General features: G+C 30.8%; 25 protein-coding genes and 2 pseudogenes. 23 read left to right on the top strand and 4 right to left on the bottom strand.

Going from position 1 to position 20465, the window contains the following annotated elements; all coding sequences use genetic code 11:
* The first annotated feature begins 87 nt into the window (after positions 1–87).
* Positions 88–342, top strand: a complete 255-nt coding sequence (locus ACJDUG_RS16530) for a YkuS family protein (protein WP_406770970.1) — start codon at positions 88–90, stop codon at positions 340–342.
* A 15-nt stretch (positions 343–357) separates the two neighbouring features.
* Here the strand turns inward: ACJDUG_RS16530 and yyaC are convergent, their stop codons facing one another.
* The 3 genes from yyaC to ACJDUG_RS16515 form a co-directional block, all read right to left on the bottom strand.
* On the bottom strand, positions 358–948 hold the full coding sequence (gene yyaC / locus ACJDUG_RS16525) for a spore protease YyaC (RefSeq protein WP_406770969.1): 591 nt from the start codon (positions 946–948) through the stop codon (positions 358–360).
* 66 nt (positions 949–1014) lie between these two features.
* The gene (ytvI, locus tag ACJDUG_RS16520; protein WP_406770989.1) at positions 1015–2064 is read right to left on the bottom strand and encodes a sporulation integral membrane protein YtvI; all 1050 of its coding nucleotides are present in this window, start codon (positions 2062–2064) and stop codon (positions 1015–1017) included.
* Positions 2065–2068: 4 nt separating this feature from the next.
* Positions 2069–3223 (bottom strand): aminotransferase class V-fold PLP-dependent enzyme, encoded by a 1155-nt coding sequence (locus ACJDUG_RS16515; protein WP_406770968.1) that lies wholly within the window; start codon positions 3221–3223, stop codon positions 2069–2071.
* A gap of 273 nt (positions 3224–3496) precedes the next feature.
* Between ACJDUG_RS16515 and yedF the strand changes: the two genes are divergently transcribed.
* The 20 genes and pseudogenes from yedF (at position 3497) to ACJDUG_RS16415 (ending at position 16623) form a co-directional block, all read left to right on the top strand.
* On the top strand, positions 3497–4072 hold the full coding sequence (gene yedF, locus ACJDUG_RS16510) for a sulfurtransferase-like selenium metabolism protein YedF (RefSeq protein WP_406770967.1): 576 nt from the start codon (positions 3497–3499) through the stop codon (positions 4070–4072).
* 38 nt (positions 4073–4110) lie between these two features.
* Complete coding sequence (locus ACJDUG_RS16505; protein ID WP_406770966.1) at positions 4111–4359, top strand: putative Se/S carrier protein; 249 nt, start codon at positions 4111–4113, stop codon at positions 4357–4359.
* A 7-nt stretch (positions 4360–4366) separates the two neighbouring features.
* Entirely contained in the window at positions 4367–5242 is an 876-nt protein-coding gene (locus ACJDUG_RS16500) for a mechanosensitive ion channel family protein (protein ID WP_406770965.1), read from the top strand.
* A gap of 6 nt (positions 5243–5248) precedes the next feature.
* A complete protein-coding gene (locus ACJDUG_RS16495; RefSeq protein ID WP_406770964.1) occupies positions 5249–5458 on the top strand; it encodes a DUF951 domain-containing protein in 210 nt (69 codons plus the stop codon).
* An 89-nt stretch (positions 5459–5547) separates the two neighbouring features.
* On the top strand, positions 5548–5835 hold the full coding sequence (rpsF, locus tag ACJDUG_RS16490; protein WP_406770963.1) for a 30S ribosomal protein S6: 288 nt from the start codon (positions 5548–5550) through the stop codon (positions 5833–5835).
* Positions 5836–5847: 12 nt separating this feature from the next.
* Positions 5848–6187 (top strand): annotated as a pseudogene (locus ACJDUG_RS16485) (single-stranded DNA-binding protein); the annotation flags it as partial.
* Positions 6188–6325: 138 nt separating this feature from the next.
* Positions 6326–6598 carry a 30S ribosomal protein S18 gene (gene rpsR, locus ACJDUG_RS16480; RefSeq protein ID WP_406766868.1) on the top strand — a complete coding sequence of 91 codons (273 nt, stop codon included), beginning with the start codon at positions 6326–6328 and terminating at the stop codon, positions 6596–6598.
* A 197-nt stretch (positions 6599–6795) separates the two neighbouring features.
* Complete coding sequence (sfsA, locus tag ACJDUG_RS16475) at positions 6796–7488, top strand: DNA/RNA nuclease SfsA (RefSeq protein ID WP_406770962.1); 693 nt, start codon at positions 6796–6798, stop codon at positions 7486–7488.
* Between the two features lie 26 nt (positions 7489–7514).
* Complete coding sequence (locus ACJDUG_RS16470; protein WP_406770961.1) at positions 7515–8018, top strand: NAD(+) diphosphatase; 504 nt, start codon at positions 7515–7517, stop codon at positions 8016–8018.
* Between the two features lie 115 nt (positions 8019–8133).
* Complete coding sequence (locus ACJDUG_RS16465; protein ID WP_406770960.1) at positions 8134–8838, top strand: beta/alpha barrel domain-containing protein; 705 nt, start codon at positions 8134–8136, stop codon at positions 8836–8838.
* A gap of 20 nt (positions 8839–8858) precedes the next feature.
* A complete protein-coding gene (locus tag ACJDUG_RS16460; RefSeq protein ID WP_406770959.1) occupies positions 8859–9020 on the top strand; it encodes a hypothetical protein in 162 nt (53 codons plus the stop codon).
* Between the two features lie 213 nt (positions 9021–9233).
* Positions 9234–9419: a hypothetical protein gene (locus ACJDUG_RS16455; RefSeq protein ID WP_406770958.1), complete on the top strand. Its 186-nt coding sequence runs from the start codon at positions 9234–9236 to the stop codon at positions 9417–9419.
* Positions 9420–9431: 12 nt separating this feature from the next.
* The gene (locus tag ACJDUG_RS16450) at positions 9432–9620 is read left to right on the top strand and encodes a hypothetical protein (RefSeq protein ID WP_406770957.1); all 189 of its coding nucleotides are present in this window, start codon (positions 9432–9434) and stop codon (positions 9618–9620) included.
* A gap of 229 nt (positions 9621–9849) precedes the next feature.
* The gene (locus ACJDUG_RS16445; protein ID WP_406770956.1) at positions 9850–10920 is read left to right on the top strand and encodes a pyridoxal-phosphate-dependent aminotransferase family protein; all 1071 of its coding nucleotides are present in this window, start codon (positions 9850–9852) and stop codon (positions 10918–10920) included.
* A gap of 177 nt (positions 10921–11097) precedes the next feature.
* Positions 11098–12012 carry a D-2-hydroxyacid dehydrogenase gene (locus ACJDUG_RS16440; RefSeq protein WP_406770955.1) on the top strand — a complete coding sequence of 305 codons (915 nt, stop codon included), beginning with the start codon at positions 11098–11100 and terminating at the stop codon, positions 12010–12012.
* Between the two features lie 130 nt (positions 12013–12142).
* A complete protein-coding gene (locus ACJDUG_RS16435; RefSeq protein ID WP_406770954.1) occupies positions 12143–13480 on the top strand; it encodes a DUF1015 domain-containing protein in 1338 nt (445 codons plus the stop codon).
* Positions 13481–13486: 6 nt separating this feature from the next.
* Positions 13487–14334 (top strand): annotated as a pseudogene (locus ACJDUG_RS16430) (DUF1015 domain-containing protein); the annotation flags it as partial.
* Between the two features lie 288 nt (positions 14335–14622).
* Positions 14623–15513: a GGDEF domain-containing protein gene (locus ACJDUG_RS16425; protein WP_406770953.1), complete on the top strand. Its 891-nt coding sequence runs from the start codon at positions 14623–14625 to the stop codon at positions 15511–15513.
* Positions 15514–15547: 34 nt separating this feature from the next.
* Complete coding sequence (locus ACJDUG_RS16420) at positions 15548–15763, top strand: Spo0E family sporulation regulatory protein-aspartic acid phosphatase (protein WP_406770952.1); 216 nt, start codon at positions 15548–15550, stop codon at positions 15761–15763.
* A 92-nt stretch (positions 15764–15855) separates the two neighbouring features.
* Positions 15856–16623 (top strand): tRNA threonylcarbamoyladenosine dehydratase, encoded by a 768-nt coding sequence (locus ACJDUG_RS16415; RefSeq protein WP_406770951.1) that lies wholly within the window; start codon positions 15856–15858, stop codon positions 16621–16623.
* A 41-nt stretch (positions 16624–16664) separates the two neighbouring features.
* On the opposite strand, the gene ACJDUG_RS16410 is transcribed toward ACJDUG_RS16415, so the two are convergent.
* Entirely contained in the window at positions 16665–17861 is a 1197-nt protein-coding gene (locus ACJDUG_RS16410; RefSeq protein ID WP_406770950.1) for a class I SAM-dependent methyltransferase, read from the bottom strand.
* 190 nt (positions 17862–18051) lie between these two features.
* On the opposite strand from ACJDUG_RS16410, the gene ACJDUG_RS16405 reads away from it, so the two are divergent.
* Positions 18052–19170, top strand: coding sequence for an MFS transporter (locus tag ACJDUG_RS16405; RefSeq protein WP_406770988.1), 1119 nt, complete (start codon positions 18052–18054; stop codon positions 19168–19170).
* Positions 19171–19189: 19 nt separating this feature from the next.
* Positions 19190–20128: a GNAT family N-acetyltransferase gene (locus ACJDUG_RS16400; RefSeq protein WP_406770949.1), complete on the top strand. Its 939-nt coding sequence runs from the start codon at positions 19190–19192 to the stop codon at positions 20126–20128.
* Positions 20129–20465: the final 337 nt, after the last annotated feature.

Raw genomic sequence — 20465 nt, 5'->3', positions numbered from 1 at the left:
GTAAAAATAATAATCAGTTTTAATATATAATAAAGGTATAAAAAGCCTTCTTTTGGGAAAAATATAATCCTAAAAGGAGGCTTTTTTATGGTCATATATGTAAGTGTTGAATTAGATGATATAAAAACACAATTATTAAAAAAAGGGTATAATGTAATAAGTAATAATAGCCTGCCATGTGATGTTATAATATGTAATCTTAAAAATGGTGGATTAACAAATTTGAACTTTCAAAGTAATACTAGAAGGGAAGGTACTTTAATAATTGACTATGGTAGTAAAACAATAGATCAAATTGAGTATATATTAAATAATAGAGTATATAGCTCATTGTTTTATTAAAAATTATAACTGAAGTTACATATTCTCAAATTGATTATTTACACTTTCAAGCTTTCGGCCGCCTACAGATTTAAGTACAAAATGATAAATACCTTTTGAAATTATATCTGCAAGCATCATAACGGTATATAATCTAGTATTTTGAAGCACCATAAATTCTAAGGTGCCTGACATATTTACAATGCCAGTGACACTTAAGTCACCAACAGCAGGAAGATCTTTATTCATAGCAGCACCTGGAGTCAGGGGCTTTTTTTCTATAAAAATCTTACCTATGTTTTGTAAGCTACCAAGACAAGCATCGATAGCTACAATATAGGGATTAATATGTTTCAATTTAATTTCTTCGATTATCCCACAAAGGTTTTTGGCATGAACAGGGCTCTCTAAATTACCATAGACAAATATATTTTCTCTTATCATAAATTTTAACTTATCTCCAACAAGAGGTCCTAAACTATCACCTGTTGATCTGTCTGTTCCAATGCATAAAAAAATAATAGGTCTTTCTTCTTTGATTATTGGATATAGCTCATTACATAAAGTATCTCTAAACTTAATGATGGAACAAGCTTCTCTAGAATCTATACTGACTATATTTTTCATATTAAAAACCTCCTCTATGAAATTTTACCCATAAAGGAGGTTGATTATACATAATTTGTAAAATAATTATAAAACATTAACTTTCTTAAATATAGTGTAAAATACAACTAAAAATATGAAAAAGAACATTCCAGCTATACCGTTAATCTTTAAGCCAATAAATATAGCTGCAAGTATAGGAACAGGATGTATACCTAAAGAGGATGAAACAATTTTAGGCTCTATAATTTGTCTGATAATAGATACGAGTATATATAGAATTAAAATTCCTATGGCTATAACATATTGATTTGAAAAATAATATATTACGGCTACAGGCAAATAAATAATTCCAATTCCTAAGATAGGGAGTATGTCAGCTATGGCACAAATAATACTTAATAGTAAAGCATATTTAACTTTAAAGAATAGGAAACCAATTAAAGTTTCAATAAAAGTTATAAAGATTATAATGCTGTAAGAAATAAGATAATTTCCAAGCATTTTCTTTCCTTCCTTAAATACAGATAACAATTTATCAGAACTGGCGAAAGGAATAAATTCTTTTACTTTCGTTTTTGCAGAAGATAATTCCTTAGTAAAGAAATATGTAGATAAGAAAGTGAAAAGTATTACCATAATAATAGAAGGTATAGAAGCAATAAGATTTAAAAGCCAAGTAACAGTTCCGCTAACCAAAGAAGTTAATATTGAAGATATTTTTGCAATAAAACTAGTCAAATAGGATTGAATACCATTTACTAAAGATGGATCAAGTCTATTATAATAGTCTTTAATATAATTTAATATATTAGTTAAGGAAGAAGTATCAATAAAATACTGTTGAGTATTTCTTCCAAGTTGTATTAATTCGGATATTAGTGAAGTCATGATTAAAGATAAAATAGACAAAATTATAGCGAAAAAGAAAAATGTAGTTATTATAGAGGCAAGAACATTTTTCAATTTTAATTTAGCTATTAGGTATTTAGTAGGCTTTTGAAGAATCAACGAAAAAATAAACGCTAGTACAAAGGGTAGTATATAAGGCAAAGTTTTAAAAAAAATCAAGAATACAGCTGTATAGATAACTACAAAAATTAGTAGTCTATCAATCTTTTCTAAAAATTTGTCCAACATGTCACATCCTTTCAATAATTTTATTTAAGCTGGTTAGTGTATAATCTACGTCTTTCGAATCATTAAAAGCACCAAAACTGAATCTTAAAGTTCCCTGTGGGAAAGTGCCGATAGTCTTATGAGCTAGGGGAGCACAATGAAGACCTGTTCTAGTCATAATTCCAAACTCATTGTCTAAAATATATGAAAGCTCTGCATTATTAATGAGAGTTGAATTAATTGAAATAGCGGCAGTCATATTATCTATACTATTAGTACCATAAACAACAATACTATTAATATTATTAAGGCCTTCAATAAACAATTTAGTTAGCTCTTGTTCCTGACTTTTTATATATAATATGCCTTTATTGTTAATATACTCAATACCATTAAGCAGCCCAGCAATTGCAGGAGCATTTAAGGTCCCACTTTCAAATTTATCAGGAAGAAAATCAGGTTGAATCAAACTCTCAGATAAGCTTCCAGTACCACCCTCCAAAAAAGTAGAAGCTTCACTATTCAATTTATCACTTATTAGAAAACCCCCTACACCTTGAGGACCTAAGAGACTTTTATGACCTGTAAATGCCAAGGCACTGCAATTTAAAGAATAAAAATCAATTGGAATAACTCCAGCAGTCTGAGCACTATCTATAATTAAGTATATGTCATTTTCTTTGCATATTCTACCAATATCTTCTATGGGCTGAATTGATCCTACAACATTTGAAGCATGAGATATCACAACTAATTTAGTATTATTTTTTATTTTAGATTTAAATAAATTAAGATCCAATATACCTTCCTTAGAGCAAGGTAAAATATCTAATTCTATATTTTTATCTTTACTGATACTTGTAATTGGTCTTAAAACTGAATTATGTTCCATGGAGGTTGTAATAACATGCCACCCATTTTTAATAATGCTCTTAAGCAAAATATTGAGAGACGCAGTAATATTAGAAGTGAATATTACATTTTCAGGTTTATCAAATTTAAAAAAGTTCATAAGTACTTCTCTGCATTTATAAACTACTCTACTTCCTTCTAAGGAGCTAGTGTGACCGCCCCTCCCTGGATTTGCTCCTATATTCATCATGTAATCTAAAACGGCAGAATAAACCTTTGGAGGTTTAGGATAACTTGTAGCTGCATTGTCTAAATATAGTCTCATAAAAAATACTCCTCCTATTTCTATGCTGCAAATAACAATTATTAATTATTATGCTAATATATTATACTTCATAAAAAAATTATTAACAAATTGGTTTTTATATATGAAAAATAAATTGTGAATTCATAATTAAACTTATATTTATGTTAATTAATTTTGGTATAATATATATTGATAATGAATCATTACATAGTCATTGCATAAATTACTTTTAATTATAAACTAAAATGCTTGGATTGTGTGCAATAATATTAAAGCAAAGGGGTAGATTAAATGGAAATCATAGATTGCAGAGGATTAAAATGTCCTCAGCCAGTAATTAATACTAAAAAATATTTTGATGCTATTGAAAGCGGAGATGTACAAGTAATAGTAGATAATGAAGTAGCAAAAAAGAATATATCAAAGTTCTCAGAAAGTAATAATTTTAAGTATACAGTGGAAGAAAAAGAAGGTTTATACTTCATTAAAATAGAAAAGGTGAGATCAATTGAACTTAAGAAGGTAGAAGGAAATAATTTGGTTATAGTAATTACAAGTGATAAATTAGGCCAAGGAGATGATAGCTTAGGCTCTACTTTAATGAAAAGCTATCTTTATGCACTAGCTGAAGCAGATGCGCTTCCTGCTGATATATTTTTCTTAAACAGCGGAGTTAAACTTGCAGCTGATGGTTCAGAGGTGCTTGATAGTCTATTAAAGTTAAGTAAAAGAGGAATAAATATAGCTAGTTGCGGAATTTGTTTAGATTTTTATAATTTAAAGGAAAAGTTACAGGTAGGAGAAATAACTAATATGTATAATATAATAGAAAAAATGAATGGAGCATCTAATACAATTAAATTATAGGAATTTAAAATAAAATGTTATTATTGGAAGGATTAAAGATGGATAAATACTATATTCTCACGTTTGAAAATACACATAATGCAATTAGCGGAGAGAGCACTTTAAAGGAAAGCAAAATAAAAGCTATTGTCATGCCAACTCCAACCTTTATAACAAAGAGTTGTGGAATAAGTTTAAGGGTTGAAGAAGATGAAATTGAAAGAATTAAAATACTTGAAGCTGAAAATAAAATTAAAATAAAAAGTACCATTCTAAAGGAAGGCAATAGTTTTAAGGAAATAAGGTGATAATATATTGATTAATTTATTCCCAATAAATTTTGGAACGTTAGAAGAAGGTATTAATATAGGAAGGTTTTATATCAGTACAGATAAACTTACTTTTTTAGCCATTAAAATTGCGACAATTTTATTTATCTTAATACTAACTTATTTAATAATTAATATAGGAAGTACTATAATTCATAAATTTATGTATAGGCAAAGGAAGAGTAACTCTAAATTTACACTTAATGAAAAGAGAAGTATGACTCTTGAAGCTATTTTAAAAAGTATTTTAAGATATACAGCGTATTTTTTTGGGATAGTTGGAATTTTAACTGAAGTTTTTGGACCTATAAGTTTAACTTTTGCTGGTATTGGCGGAGTCGCAATAGGATTTGGAGCTCAAAGTATTATAAAAGATATAATTAATGGTTTCTTTATATTATTCGAGGATCAATATGCAGTTGGGGAATATATTAATATTGATGAAAAAGGCGGCATAGTGGAAAGCATAGAGCTTAGAGTTACGAAGCTTAGGGATTTTAATGGAGATTTGCATATAATACCCAATGGACTAATTATGAAGGTTACTAACCATTCAAGGGGGGCTATGAGAATACTCATAGAAGTGGATATACCTTATGATGCAGATACAGAGAAGGCTATAGAAATTGTGAATGCAGCTTGTGAGAATTTTAAATTAAAAAATGAGAATTTGATTGAGGGACCAAAGGTTCTGGGAGTTTCGGCATTGAAGGAAAGTAGCCTTACAATAAAGGTAGTGGGAAAAGCCATACCTATGACACAGTGGGATGCAGAAATGGAGCTTAGAAAGGAAATAAAATTGGCACTAGAAAAAGGTAAAATTGAGGCTCCATACCCTAAGAGAAAGATAATGAAAGGATGAATTCAAGTGCAAAAAGTATTCTATCTTGGAGATATAGTGGAAATGAAGAAGGTACATCCTTGTGGTAGTAAAGAATGGGAAATAGTAAGGCTAGGTGCAGATATTAAGATTAAATGCTGTCTATGTAATAGACTCATTATGATGGAAAGAAGCAAATTTGAAAAGGATGTAAAAAAAATTGTCAAACAAAATGTACCTAAAGAAGAAAAGGCTTGATTTAAAATTGAATTAGTATTATAATTATATTTTGTAATCCCTGCTGTGAAAATCACAGCCGTTAGTCCGGAGGGAGGAGGTGAAATCTAATGAGAAAATATGAAACTATATTCATACTACACCCATCATTAGACGAAGAGGCTGTTAAAGCTAACGTTGAAAAGTTTAAAGGTGTAATTGAAAATGGTGGAGGAGTTATTGATAACGTTGATTTCTGGGGCAAGAGAAAGCTTGCTTATGAAATAGCAAAAGTTAATGAAGGCTTCTATACACTAGTAAATTTCAGCGCTGAAGCTGACTTACCTAAAGAGTTAGATAGAATATTTAGAATTTCTGATAATGTTATAAGACATATCATAGTTAAGGATGAAAAATAGGTGGTGTATTAAATGAATAAAGTAGTTTTGATTGGTAGACTTACTAAGGATCCTGAACTAAAATTTACTCCAGGAAACGGAACTGCTGTTGCCACCTTGACTTTGGCTGTTGATAGGAGAATGCCTAACAAAAATGGTCAAAGAGAAGCAGACTTCATACCAGTTATTGTATGGGGAAAATCTGCAGAAAATACTGCTAATTACATGGGTAAAGGAAGACTCATGGGCGTTAGTGGTAGAATCCAAACTAGGTCCTATGAAGCAAAGGACGGTACTAGGAGATATGTTACAGAAGTGGTAGCTGATGAAGTTCAATTTCTAGACAGAGGAAATGTAAACAATGGTTCTAATCAAAATAGACCAGCAGCTTCTACAGGAAATTCTAGTTATTCCGCAATGGATTTTGAAGGATCCATTTATGAAGATGAAATGACGCCAGTTGATGATGGTGACATTCCATTCTAAAATTATTAGGTAAGGAGGGAAAATGATGCCAAGAGATAATGCTAGAGATAGTAAAGATTTCGGTAAAAAAGGTGGTTCAAGAATGAGAAGGGCAAAGAAAAAAGTTTGTGCTTTCTGTTCTGATAAAGCTACTGAAATAGATTATAAAGATGTTATGAAGCTAAGAAAGTATGTTACTGAAAGAGGTAAGATTCTTCCAAGAAGAATTTCCGGTAACTGCGCTAAGCACCAAAGAAAGCTTACTCAAGCTATTAAGGTTGCTAGAAATATAGCTTTATTACCATTTACTACTGAATAATTTAGTAAGTTAAAGTGGCATCCATATGAGTTATTACTTATTTTCTTAAATAAGTAATAACTCATATGGATGCCATTTAGTTTTAATGTTAATATATACATAACATATATTAACGTTAAAATTAATAAAAGAAATGTAAACTATGTTTAAAAGAATAATAAGCATATGAATAACTTATTATCTTGGAGATGATATTATTGTTGATTACCAATACTACAAGACTGGCTAAATTTATAGAAAGGCCAAACAGGTTTAATGCTGTAGTTAAGCTTGATGGTGCTGAAATTATAGTACATGTGCCCAATACAGGAAGAAATAAAGAAATACTAGTACCAGGATATACAGTTGTTCTAAGAGAAGAAAGTAATCCTAATAGAAAAACAAAATATGATTTAATTGCGGGATATAAAAATGGGGCTTTAATAAATATCGATTCTCAAATACCAAACAAGGTTGTAGATGAGGCATTAAAATTAGGAAGAATTGAAGCTCTAAAAAAGTATAAAAACATTAAAAGAGAAAGCACCTTTGGAAACAGTAGATTTGATTTTAAACTACAAGATAGTTTAGGAGCTGAATATTATCTTGAGGTAAAAGGTGTAACCTATGAAGACAATGGGGGAACAGCTTTTCCTGATGCACCTACTGATAGAGGAAGAAAGCATCTTCTAGAGCTTGTTGAGGCATCCAAATTGGGTTATGGAGCTGGTGTTCTCTTTTTAATTCAGATGGAGAAGGCAGGATATTTTACTCCATTTGATGAAAGAGATGGGGCTTTTGGTGAAGCATTGAGGCTTGCCGCAAAAAATGGAGTAGATATTTTTGCCTATAATTGTGAGCTTGGAGTAAATTATATAACACTAAATAAAAGTGTAGAAATTAGATTGTAATGTATTATTAGAAAGGTGGAGTATCTATGAAATATGAATATTGTCCGAAATGTGGTAAAAAGCTTGAAATTAAATTTAGCTGGGATGAAGGCGGAGTTCCATATTGTGAGTATGATGATATTATGTATTTTGATACTCCAAAACCATGCATAATTGTGGCAGTTCTGAAAGGCAGCAAAATACTTTTATTAAAGCAAAGTTACATTTATAAAGACTGTAAGGTGCTTGTATCTGGCTATGTAACAAATGGAGAAACTGTGGAAGAAACAGTTTATAGAGAAGTAAAGGAAGAGACAGGCATAAGTGTTGGAGACATAAGGTATTTAGGAAGTGAGTACTTATCGTCAAAAGAAATAATTATGCTCACCTTCGTGGCCCAGTATATAGACGGAGAAATAATTAAGTCAAGTGAAGTAGAATGGGCAGAATGGGGAAGATTAGAAGATGCCTTAAGTGAAATGAAAGATGATGAAATAGGTAAAAGAGTTATTAGAAAGATACTAAGAGAAATTAGCGCAAAGGATAGCTAAATTATACGTATAGATGATTAAAATTAATATAAAATTTACAAAAATTAGGTGAAAATTTTTGTGTATAATGTTATTATTAAAAGAAAAACATAAGAGTAATAGGTAGGTGAAAATTATGTCTAAGCAAATACCAAGTATTACAGGAACTCTTAGAAGTCATATGATAGAGCTACCACGAGCTATTAGTAAGGCGAGCGGTATTAGAATCTTTGGGAAAAGATTAAAATCCTTTGTTTTTTCAACTGATGTTGCCATTATAAAAAATACTAATGCAGATGCAGTTATTGCCGTATATCCATTTACTCCACAGCCAGTAATAACTCAAGCTTTAACTATAGCTGCAGATGTACCGGTCTTTTGCGGAGTAGGTGGCGGAATAACCACTGGCAAAAGAGTTGTTAATCTTGCAATGGATGCAGAATTTAAAGGTGCTATGGGTATTGTAGTAAATAATCCAACTCCAAATGATGTTATAAGGCAGGTTAGAGATTCCATAGATATTCCAATAGTTGTTACTGTAGTATCAGAATTTGAAGACATAGATGCAAGAATTGAAGCTGGGGCTTCTATTTTAAATGTATCAGGAGCAAAAAGGACAACTGAGATAGTTAGAAGAATAAGAGAAAGACACCCAGATTTTCCGATAATAGCAACAGGTGGTCCTACAGAGGAAAGTATTTTAGGTACCATAGAGGCTGGTGCAAATGCAATTACCTTTACGCCGCCAACTACATCAGAAATTTTAGCAGACATAATGGTAAGTTATCGTGATAAATATGAACATGATTTACCTATAGATCTAGAAATAGCCCCTGATTAAATTACAAAGGAGAAAAAAGTATGGCAGCAGGTGGAGACAATTGCAAAAACTGTCCTGATTTTATAGAAGATAAGTGTGATGGAAAAGCACAAGATTGTATATGCAGAAGATGTCCAAGAAGTTTAGGAAAATGTATGATAACTAAATATTGTTCTGAAACAGAATCTATATTAAATTTATAATTTTAAATTAATTATTTCCCGGGAAAAAATTGATATAAAGATTTAATAGACACTAAATAAACAAAATTCACTAGTCAGACGAGGCAGGTTGTTTAATATATTATGCCAAAGAATTAGTGAATTTTAAGCTTTGGTGCCTATTTTTATGCTTTTGAATAATTATATACAAACATTGGGTATACTATTTTATATGAGCTAAAAGGAGTGACTACAATGTTTAGTAGTGAGGATAAAAGTCTTGTAGGAGAAAACTGCCCACAATATATTTCAAGAAATATTTTACATGGTACTAATGCTACTAATTTAGCTCGTAATTGCACAAATTGCACAAATTATTTAAATGGGAATTGCTCAATTAATCTATTTAATGATATCTATGAAAGTCTAAAAGTTAATTAAGGAGGCAATAGTATGGCAAGTCGAGATCAGTTGATGATGGTAGCTATTAACTGTCCAGGATATGATCCAACTGAAAATAATTTTACAAGCAGTATAGGCGCAGAAAATTGTAAAAGCTGTGACAACTGCAATAATTGGCAGAATCATAATTGTACAATTAATTTATTTGATAAAGTTCTTACAAGTATAGATCAAACATAAGGAAATTAATTTAAAAGGATAGTTTTATGCTATCCTTTTATAGGTTCTAATAAATAATATGCAAATAAATTAAATAGAGTATCATAATTAAAGAAAATGCAAAAATAAATATACATTATGTTGTTGAGAAATTTTAAATAAGATGTTAGAATATTAATGATGTCAATACTTCAAAAATTATAAAAAATGAAGGATTAATTCCGAGTTAAGTAACTTAGGAGGGAAAGTAATGCATAAGAAATTATTTATACCAGGACCTGTAGAGGTTAGACAAGATGTTCTAGAAAAAATGGCTACACCAATGATTGGACATAGAAGTAAGGCGGCTTCAGAGCTTCAAAGAAATATTAGTAATAAGTTAAGAAAACTTTTTTACACTGAGGAAGAAATTCTTCTTTCAACTACATCTGGTAGTGGGCTTATGGAAGGTGCTGTTCGTTCATGTACTGCAAAAAGAGCAGCCGTATTTTCAGTAGGAGCTTTTGGAGACAGATGGTATGATATGGCAGTAGCTAATAATGTACCAGCTGATATATTTAGGTCAGAAGATGGTAAGGCTACAACTCCTGAAATGGTAGATGAAGCTTTAAAAACTGGGAAATATGACTTGATTACAATTACACATAATGAAACTTCTGCAGGATTGATGAACCCTGTTGATGAAATAGCTGAAGTAATTAAAAAATATCCAGAGGTTGTATTTTGCTTAGATACAGTAAGTTCAGCAGCTGGAAGTAAAATTGAAGTAGATAAGCTTGGAGTTGATATCTGCATAACTTCAACTCAGAAGGCTATAGGACTTCCTCCAGGAATGTCAATTTGTACGTTTTCAAAAAAAGCAGTAGAAAGAGCTAAAACAGTTCCACATAGAGGTATATATTTAGATTTACTTGCTCTATATGAATACATACAAAAAAAGGATTATCAATATACTTCAACACCTTCATTATCCCATATGTTTGCATTAGATTATCAATTAGACAGAATTATGGAAGAAGGACTAGACAATAGATTTGCAAGACATATTGAAATGGCAGAAGTTGTAAGAGATTGGGCTAGAAAGAATTTCGAGATATTCCCAGATGAAAAATATCTTTCAAACACATTAACTAATGTTAAAAACACTAGAAATATTGATGTTGCAGATTTAAATAAAAAGCTTGGAGAAAGAGGCTTCCAAATTGCAAATGGATATGGAAAGCTTAAAGACAAGACATTTAGAATTGCACACATGGCTGATTGTACAGTAGAAGAAGTTAGAGAGTTATTAAAGAATATAGATAAAATTTTAGGACTTTAAAATAGAAGTCTTAAATGGACTTCTACGGGTAGGCTGTGGATGGTAATCCACGCGTTAAATTGCCCAGTGTGACCAGTGAAAGGAGGCTAAAGCCTTAAATGGGCTTTAGCGGACAATTTGCGAATGGAATGAGCGATCTCAAATTGCCCAGTGTTTCGAGTGAAAGGAGAAATATTGATGATTAGAGTTCTTGTAACTGATGGAATGGAAAGATCAGGAATAGATGCCCTTAAAGCAAAAGGATTTGAAGTTGTAGAACAATTTTATGCTCCTGAAGATTTAGGAGAGGCTTTAAAGGAATTTGATGTACTTGTTGTTAGATCAGCAACAAAGGTAAGAAAACCTATTATAGATAAAGCTTGTGAAGCAGGAAGATTAAAGCTTGTAATAAGAGGCGGAGTTGGAGTAGATAATATAGATGTTGCATATGCAATGGAAAAGGGCATTAAGGTTACAAATACACCTAAAGCAAGTAGTGCATCTGTAGCTGAGTTAACTATAGGTCATATGTTTGCAGTGGCAAGATTTATAAATATTGCTAACGTATCTATGAGAGAAGGCAAGTGGGAAAAGAAACATTACGAAGGTATCGAGCTTAATGGAAGAACATTAGGGTTAGTTGGTTTTGGTAGAATCTCTAGAGAAGTTGCCAAAAGAGCCTATGCACTTGGTATGAAGATAATGTATACTGACATATTAGGCAAAGCAGAAGGTGTGGATGAATTTGAATTTGCATCAATGGAAGATATACTAAAGAAATCAGATTTTATTTCACTTCATATTCCTTATGACAAGGAAAAAGGTGCATCAATTAAAGCTGAAGAGTTTGCTATGATGAAGGATGGAGCTTATCTTATAAACTGTGCTAGAGGTGGAATAGTTTGTGAAAAGGCTCTACTTGAAGCATTAAACAGCGGAAAGCTTGCAGGCGCAGCTGTAGATGTTTTTGAAGAAGAACCATCTAAGAACGAAGAACTTATAAAACACCCAAGAGTTTCTGCAACTCCACATATAGGAGCATCTACTGTAGAGGCACAAACAAGAATAGGTGAAGAAATAGTAGATATTATTAGTGATTTCTTTAAGGGCTAAGGCTTGTTTTAGACACTAGCAAGGATAAGGTTAAAATATTGGTATTCAATGACCTTATCCTTTTTATTATAAGATTTGTTTCAGCTTTCAATTGTATTATGCAAAAGTGACTTTAAGGAGGAAATTAAAAATGAAAAACAATGTAGGGATTAATATTCCTGAAATTTTAATGCCTTATGACAGTGTTGACTACTCGAAGTGGGCTGTAGTAGCATGTGATCAATATACATCCCAGCCAGAATACTGGGAGTCAGTTGAAAAAATAGTTGGTGAGGATAAATCTACATTAAAGCTTGTTTTCCCAGAAGTATACCTTGAAGAGTCTGAAGATGAAATAGTGAAAAGAATCAATACTGTAAACAACACAATGAAGGAATATGTTAACGAAGGTGTACTTCTTCCACAGAAGCCTGGATTCATATATGCAGAAAGAACTACAGAGCACTCAGGTACAAGAAAAGGTTTAATGATTGCTGTCGATTTGGAGAGATACGACTTTAATAAAGATTCTAAATCATTAATCAGAGCTACTGAAGGTACTATAATAGAGAGAATACCTCCAAGACTTAGAATCAGAGAGCACGCATCAGTTGAACTTCCACATATTATGCTGTTAATTGATGATCCTGATAACTCTGTAATCGGGCAAATAGCAAACATGAAGAAGGATCTTAAAAAGGTTTATGACTTCGAGCTAATGAAGGATGGAGGTCATATTGAAGGATATAAAGTAGATGATGAGAAGCTTATATCAAATTTAATTGGTGCATTAACTAATTTAGCCGATGAAGATGCATTCATGAAGAAATATGATCTAAAGACAAAGGAAGATGTATTGCTTTTTGCTGTTGGTGATGGAAACCATTCACTTGCAACAGCTAAGACTCACTGGGAAAATATAAAGAAAAACAAAACTGAAGAAGAATTAGTTAACCACCCAGCTAGATTTGCGCTAGTTGAATTAGTAAACCTACATGATGAAGGTCTATTAATGGCTCCTATACATAGAGTTCTTTTCAATGTTGATCCAGAAAAAACATTTGAAATAGTAATTGATAAATTAAAAGATGCTGGATCAGAAGTAAGCTATAGAGAAGTGGCTGCTAACAGCTCAGAAATTATATCTGAAAATTTACAGCCAAATGAGTTTTACTTTATATCAGAAAAGTTTACTAGAATTATCAGTGTAAAAGATATGAAGTACACTTTAGTTGTAAGTCCTGTAGAAAATTTTGTAGGAGAGTACATCAAAGCTGATACAAAAGCTAAAGTAGACTATATCCATGGAGATGATGTTACTTATGAATTAGCTTCTAAGGCTAACAATATAGGAATTTTGCTTCCTCCAATAATAAAGAATGACCTGTTCAAAACAGTTATTTTAGAGGGAAAACTTCCTAGAAAAACATTCTCAATGGGAGAAGCAAACGAGAAAAGATATTACTTAGAATCAAGAAAAATTGTATAATTTTCTAGAATTAATCATGTAGATTAATGTAATGCAAATACAGGTCTATTTTCTTGACTTACAAAGCTCAGGCTGAAATCGATAACATAATAGCTAAGTGGGCTCAAAAAGAACCAGTATATAATTTTATATCCGAAGATGGAATATCTCACATAGTATGGATAATAGAATGTGAAGAGGACATAAATAATCTGACACAATTATTTTCTGGTGTAAGTTATCTTTATATTGCAGATGGACACCATAGAGCAGCCTCAGCTGTAAAGGTTGGCCAAATGAGAAGAAAAGAGTTTCCAAATTTTACAGGAGATGAGGAATTCAACTTCTTCCTTTCAGTAATTTTCCCAGATAATGATTTATATGTTATGGACTATAACAGGGTTGTTAAGGACTTAAATGGTCTTTCAACTGATGAATATATGCTTAAAGTATCGGAAAAGTTTGAGGTAAGCAAGTATGAAGGAAAAGGTTCATATAAGCCATCCAGCAAGCATACCTACGGAATGTATCTTGAAGGGCAATGGTATGAGCTTGCAGCCAAGGAAGGTACTTATAATCCTAAGGACCCTGTTGATAGGTTAGATGTTTCTATTCTTCAAAATAACCTACTAAATCCTATTTTAGGGATAGAAGATCCTAGAACGGATAAGAGAATAGACTTTATAGGTGGCATAAGAGGATTATCAGAGCTAGAAAGAAGAGTAGAACATGGAATGAAGGTTGCCTTCTCTATGTATCCTACTACAATCCAAGATTTAATGGATATTGCGGATGCAGGGAAGGTAATGCCTCCAAAATCTACTTGGTTTGAGCCAAAATTAAGAAGCGGTCTATTTATTCATAAGTTAAAGTAATAAAGTTACAACTAAGAGATTACTAGTGGTAATTTAGGGGGATCTAAAAAAGGTATTTATAAAAAGGGGAAATTCAATAAAATTGTAAGGCCTAACTAAGAATCTTAAAGATGGGGGATAATAAGATTCTTAAGAAGGCCTTATTTTTTATTTAAATTATTAATAAGTTTGTTTAAAATTTGATAAATAATTATTTATTGTAGTAGAAATAATCTTATGTTATAATGTACAAAATATAGAAAATTCAGATAAATATATTTTCTATTCTTGCTCTTGGGGGTATTTCAAATGGATATTATTGAAGAAATTAAGGACATGCTGTCAAGTTTTAAAAATTTATACGATTCCATTAGAGTAGTTGGCCCATTAAATAAAGAAGTGCTTTTTAATGATGGACGAGCAGTACAAGATGTAAAAAATAACTGCTATTGTTCATGGAATAAAGATACATTTTGTGAAAATTGCATTTCTATGAGAGCTTATTTAGAAGATGATACCTTTGTTAAATTAGAGTATTTAAATGATCAAGTTTTTTTGATCATTGCAACACCAGTAGTAATAAGGGAAAATAGATATATAGTTGAAATAATTAAGGACATATCAAAAATTGGATATATGCGAAATAAAAAAATTAATGGTTTAGATGAGCAGCAATCATTAATATATCAAATGAATGATAAAATAATTAAAGATGAATTAACTGGTATTTATAATAGAAGATATATAGATGAAAGACTTCCGGTGGATATTAATAACAGTACTTATGGGGGGGAGCCCATATCTGTAATAATGGCTGATATTGATTTCTTTAAAAATGTCAATGATAATTATGGTCATGTTATAGGTGATAAGGTTTTAAAGGAGTTTGCAAAACTTCTTATGGATTCAATAAGAAAGAATACTGACTGGGTAGGAAGATATGGAGGTGAAGAATTTTTAATAGTCTTAAATAATACTAATACTGAAGAGGCCTACAAAAGATCAGAGGAATTAAGAAAGCTAGTGGAGAAGAGAGACTTTTGTTTTGATAATTTAACTATAAAAATAACTGCAAGCTTTGGTGCATATAGTTTAAATAATACTAGATTAGATAGTGAAAGCCTAATTTCAAATGCAGATAAAAATTTATACAAAGCTAAAAGAACTGGCAGGAATAAAACTATTATTAATGAGCATTAGAGATAATTGTAGATTGAATTAGGAGGCGTTGCAATTGAATAAAACAGAATCTAAGTATTTACAATTAAATAGGCTCAATGAAGGAATTGAAGAATTAAGAGAAGTCCTAAATGAAATATGTTCTACAGTTGAAGAAAACGAAAAAGATAAGAAAAGGTTGGATATCAGTAAGACTCTAGATGAGCTTATAGTAGAATATATGAAAGAATTAAATAAATTAAGTGAAATCAACAAAAAGATTAGTGAGTAGTTTACCACTAATCTTTTCTTTTATAAATTTGAAATTAAAAATATATTAATATATAATATACTAGGATTAGAAAGCAAAAGGAGAGAATTATAATGGCTAGGCAGCATTCATTATCAAGAAGCGAGCTTTTAATAGGTAAAGAAGGTATTGATAAGATCAAAAATAGTAAGGTTGTTGTACTTGGAATAGGCGGAGTAGGAAGTTATACAGTAGAAGCACTCGCTAGGGCCGGGATAGGAAGTTTAGTTTTGGTTGATGACGATGCTGTATGCCTTACAAATATAAATAGGCAAATAATTGCTACCTTTAAGACTATTGGAAAAGCAAAGGTAGATGTTATGAAGGAAAGAGTTTTAGATATAAATAAGAATTGTGAGGTTGTAACGCACAAGACTTTTGTAACAGAAGATAATATAGGAGAAATTATTACAGATGATATAGATTATGTTGTAGATGCCATAGACACCGTAACAACAAAAATTGCCTTGGCAGTTTGGTGTAAAGAGCATAATAAGAAGCTTATAAGCTGTCTTGGTACAGGAAATAAGTTTGATCCAACACAATTTAAGATAGCCGACCTATATGAAACAAAGATCTGTCCTCTTGCTAAAGTTATGAGATATGAGCTGAAAAGGAGAGGAGTAGAAACGCTAAAAGTTTTGTACTCAGAAGAAGTTCCAACTAAACCAAAATATGAAGAGGTTATTACCTGTAAGGAAGGCTGTGTGTGTACAGGGGAAAGCAGTAAAAAGTGTGCACTTAAACGGCAGATACCAGGAAGTATGTCCTTTGTCCCGCCAGTTGCTGGAATGATTATAGGCGGCGAAGTTATAAAGGATTTAATAGAAATAAGTAGATAGAAAAAGAGCTATCCGTCTAAAGTAGATGAATAGCTCCTTTTTTATTTATTTAAATAATCATATAAGGCAGGATAAACATTTAAAGAACTCATTAAATTAAAATAATCATCCATAGCTTTATCATTACTTTCCTTTGTTCTGAGGGCTCTTATCATAAGGTTTTTTGGAGTTTCAAGGGGTGAAATGTATTCTACAACTGAAACCTCGTAACCCTTAGCTTCTAAAAGAAGAGATCTCATTCCATCAGTTAAAATATCAGCAAGTCTTGTTTTAAATACACCATGCTTTAATATTCCATTAAAAGGTTCATAGGAATATTGATTTAATAATTCCCTATGACAGCAGGGAACAGCTATAATTACTTCTGATTTAACACGTATGCCTAGGGCTAAAGCCATATCAGTAGCAGTATCACAGGCATGCAGGGAAATTACTACATTTATTTTTTTATCTGGTTCATAATCATTTATATCCAAGGCATGAAACTCCATATTTCTATAGCCTAAGTTCTCTGACATTTTCTTAGAAGCTGAAATTACTCCCTCAGAATAATCAAGACCAATAAAGTGGCATTTAATTTTTTTAACTTCAGTAAGATAATAGTTTAAAACAAAGGTTAAGTAGGACTTCCCACAACCGCAGTCCAGAATGTTAATAGTCTGATTTTTAGGAAGTTTGTCAAGTATGCCTTCTAAAAGCTCAACATAATGATCAATTTGATTATATTTTCTTATCTTGTCATTTTTAATTTTACCTTCCTTAGTCATTATATTAATTTCTTTTAGAAGGGCATCGGCTTTTCCTACTTTTATGTAATAATCTCTGTTTAAAAGAGTAGATGTTTCTCCGAAATTATGGGAAGCTTTAGTTTGGAAATTATTACTTGATAAAGCCATTTCATCTTCATTTTTAGCTTCTGTATTATTAAGTTTTACATTTTTATTATCTGCAGAAATTAAAATTTCAGAACCTCGTTCTTTATATATTAATGAAAGAGCTTCATAGCTTAAAGCATCCTTAACCAATTTATCACAGAGGCTTTCTATATCATAAATGTCCGTTTTACCATTGAAATTAAATTTAATTTTATCTTTTTCAATAGTACCTGAGCCTTTAAATTCCTTAAGCCCAGTAGAAAAAGTAATATAAATTCCCCTAAATAAAGATATATTTTCTGTAAATCGGCTCTGAATCCCAGTTAAAAATAAAGCTAATTTGCTAATGCTTTGTTTATTCATAAACACACTTCCTCATATTTATTTAAAGTAGATAATTATAACAATAATATAATCATATAAGATAGGTAATAGCAATACTTATATGTAAATACATGTGATATAATGAAAAGATGTAGGAGTGATATGGATTATGGAGAATAAAAATAAAAAAGGTAATTACATATTACCTATAGTTTTAATTTTTATAATGATGCTGCTAGCTGCCATGGCTGAAAATGTTAGAGGAGTATTTATACCACTGTTTAAAAGGGACTTTTCAATAAATGATACTAATATAGGTGTTATGCTAACTATATCATCTATAGGATATATCATATCCACATATATTGGTGGTATTCTTTGTGAAAAAATAGGACAGAAGAAAGTTTTCGTTTCTGGTCTTTTCTGCATTGGTTTAAGCCTGCTTGGATTAGGATTTATGCATAAATTTTGTCTGTTCTTATTAGCTATGTTTGGATTAAACATAGGCTTATCTTTAATCTCTATTGCTATAAATACAATTGTGCCTTTGCTTTTTATTAGCTTTCAAGCCGTACTTATGAATTTGACACATTTTTGCTATGGGCTTGGCTCTACAATAGTTCAAAGGGTTTCTGGAATCTTGTTATTTAATGGAACTAATTGGAGGTCAATCTATATAGCCGAGGCATTAATATTTTTTGCTTTTCTTTTAATATTTATTCCAATTAAAATTCCAAGTGTTCATAAGACCAGCAATGAAAAGGAAGTTAAAGTCAAAAAATCTGACTTATTTAAAAATAAGCTCTTATATTTCTATATGTTTGCCTTAGGATTTTATGTCTTTGCAGAAATGGGAACAGGAAATTGGTTTATTAATTATATGGAAAAGGTTTATAGCTTTGATAAAGGAAAAAGTTCGTTATATCTATCCTTATTTTTCGGGATATTTACTATTGGGAGGCTTATTGGAGGCTTTGTTGTTGAGAAAATTGGCTTCATTAAATCGGTCTTAATATCCCTTTTTATAGCATTAGTAATATACCTAACAGGTATTAATCTAGGTCCTAAAGGTATGGTTGTAATATCCATATCAGGGTTTTTCTTTGCAATAACATTTCCTACTTTAGTTTTAACCATAAGTAAGGTATTTAAAGAAAATACAGCTTATGCTACTGGGGTTATAGTAACTGTAAGCTCAGCTACAAGTATGGTATTAAATATGCTAATGGGTATTTTAAATGATAGGATAGGAGACTTTAAGGCTTATTACCTAATTCCAATAAGTCTTACCCTGTCAATTATATTTATTTTTGCTATTTATAAAAATATTAATTTAATAGAGAATTAGGTATTTAAGGAGTATTACAATGGAAACAAAACAATTAGTAACTTTATCAGCAGCTAATGGAAACGAAAATGTATATATAATAAAAGACGTTAACGGAATTACTATGGGAAGAATATTTATAATAGAGTTATCCAGAGAGAACAAATACTGCAGCTTTAGAATTAAGTTTTATAGAAATACAAAGAATGACTACATATTGTTACGAGACGCTATAAAAATAATTTTGAGAACATTAATTAAAAAGATGGATATCTATAAGGTAAGTACTATAGTAGATGAGGAAATAAACACTAAAGCCTTAACTGACATTGGATTTGAACTTGAAGGAATTATAACGAATAGTATTATAATAAAAAATAAATTTATTAGTGAGTTAATATTTGGTATAGATAGAGACACCTTTGAAAACACTATTGTAAGTAAGCCTATAGTTCTTAGGGGAAACAATATTGAACTTAAGGTGCTAACACCAGAAAATGCTGAGGAACTATTAGAATATTATTTAAAAAATAGAGATCACCTAAGTCCATTTGAGCCATCAAGAGATGAAAGCTTTTATACTATTGAAATTCAAAGAAAGGACTTGATAGATAATTATAAAAGTTACTTAAATGGCGAAAGCATAAACTTTGGTATATTTAAAAAAAATAGACTTGTGGGTAAAATAAGGGTTTCAAATATAGTACTTGGAGTCTTTAGAAACGCTTTTGTTGGATATTCTATTGATAAGGATGAGCAAGGAAAAGGATACATGAAAGAGGCTTTAAGACTTGCTTTGGACTATGTTTTTAATTATATGGAAATTCATAGGATTGAGGCAACAACATTAGTAGATAATATTAAGTCACAAGCTGTATTATTAGGCTGTGGCTTTAAGGAGATAGGGGTAAGTGAAAAATATCTCTTTATAAATGGTGAGTGGAGAGACCATAAGATTTTTTATAAAATTAATAGTTAATAGTACAATCAGGTAGTAGATTTGATATATACTATGCCGGGCGTATCAGCATGAGAAATATTAAGAAATTCTAAGATATTTGAAGGAAAATAAGAATAAATTTAAAATACATTATATTAAATGACTATAAGGCCTATAATATATGATATTATAAATAACGTCGCTGATGCAAAGCGGCAAACAAACTTAAGTTTTCTTTTCAAGCTAACAAGGTAAAAATAAATTACCTATAAAAAAGTGTTGACAGAGAATAAACTAAGTGATAAGATATAAAAGCTGTCAGATGACGGCAAACAAATTGGTCTTTGAAAATTAAACAGATATATAATAAGGTAAA

The organism is Candidatus Clostridium stratigraminis, assembly GCF_045310675.1.
Taxonomy (GTDB): Bacteria; Bacillota; Clostridia; order Clostridiales; family Clostridiaceae; genus Clostridium_AT; species Clostridium_AT stratigraminis.
Note: the sequence above shows the minus strand (reverse complement) of the source record. Positions and strands in the feature narration are given on the sequence as shown.

Bases quoted from the DNA above. Each gene is read 5' to 3' on its own strand.
- ACJDUG_RS16530 (WP_406770970.1), top strand. From the start codon at position 88: ATGGTCATATATGTAAGTGTTGAATTAGATGATATAAAAACACAATTA.
- yyaC (WP_406770969.1), bottom strand. From the start codon at position 948: ATGAAAAATATAGTCAGTATAGATTCTAGAGAAGCTTGTTCCATCATT.
- ACJDUG_RS16515 (WP_406770968.1), bottom strand. From the start codon at position 3,223: ATGAGACTATATTTAGACAATGCAGCTACAAGTTATCCTAAACCTCCA.
- yedF (WP_406770967.1), top strand. From the start codon at position 3,497: ATGGAAATCATAGATTGCAGAGGATTAAAATGTCCTCAGCCAGTAATT.
- ACJDUG_RS16505 (WP_406770966.1), top strand. From the start codon at position 4,111: ATGGATAAATACTATATTCTCACGTTTGAAAATACACATAATGCAATT.
- rpsF (WP_406770963.1), top strand. From the start codon at position 5,548: ATGAGAAAATATGAAACTATATTCATACTACACCCATCATTAGACGAA.
- rpsR (WP_406766868.1), top strand. From the start codon at position 6,326: ATGCCAAGAGATAATGCTAGAGATAGTAAAGATTTCGGTAAAAAAGGT.
- ACJDUG_RS16470 (WP_406770961.1), top strand. From the start codon at position 7,515: ATGAAATATGAATATTGTCCGAAATGTGGTAAAAAGCTTGAAATTAAA.
- ACJDUG_RS16465 (WP_406770960.1), top strand. From the start codon at position 8,134: ATGTCTAAGCAAATACCAAGTATTACAGGAACTCTTAGAAGTCATATG.
- ACJDUG_RS16460 (WP_406770959.1), top strand. From the start codon at position 8,859: ATGGCAGCAGGTGGAGACAATTGCAAAAACTGTCCTGATTTTATAGAA.
- ACJDUG_RS16455 (WP_406770958.1), top strand. From the start codon at position 9,234: ATGTTTAGTAGTGAGGATAAAAGTCTTGTAGGAGAAAACTGCCCACAA.
- ACJDUG_RS16450 (WP_406770957.1), top strand. From the start codon at position 9,432: ATGGCAAGTCGAGATCAGTTGATGATGGTAGCTATTAACTGTCCAGGA.
- ACJDUG_RS16445 (WP_406770956.1), top strand. From the start codon at position 9,850: ATGCATAAGAAATTATTTATACCAGGACCTGTAGAGGTTAGACAAGAT.
- ACJDUG_RS16440 (WP_406770955.1), top strand. From the start codon at position 11,098: ATGATTAGAGTTCTTGTAACTGATGGAATGGAAAGATCAGGAATAGAT.
- ACJDUG_RS16435 (WP_406770954.1), top strand. From the start codon at position 12,143: ATGAAAAACAATGTAGGGATTAATATTCCTGAAATTTTAATGCCTTAT.
- ACJDUG_RS16425 (WP_406770953.1), top strand. From the start codon at position 14,623: ATGGATATTATTGAAGAAATTAAGGACATGCTGTCAAGTTTTAAAAAT.
- ACJDUG_RS16415 (WP_406770951.1), top strand. From the start codon at position 15,856: ATGGCTAGGCAGCATTCATTATCAAGAAGCGAGCTTTTAATAGGTAAA.
- ACJDUG_RS16410 (WP_406770950.1), bottom strand. From the start codon at position 17,861: ATGAATAAACAAAGCATTAGCAAATTAGCTTTATTTTTAACTGGGATT.
- ACJDUG_RS16405 (WP_406770988.1), top strand. From the start codon at position 18,052: ATGCTGCTAGCTGCCATGGCTGAAAATGTTAGAGGAGTATTTATACCA.
- ACJDUG_RS16400 (WP_406770949.1), top strand. From the start codon at position 19,190: ATGGAAACAAAACAATTAGTAACTTTATCAGCAGCTAATGGAAACGAA.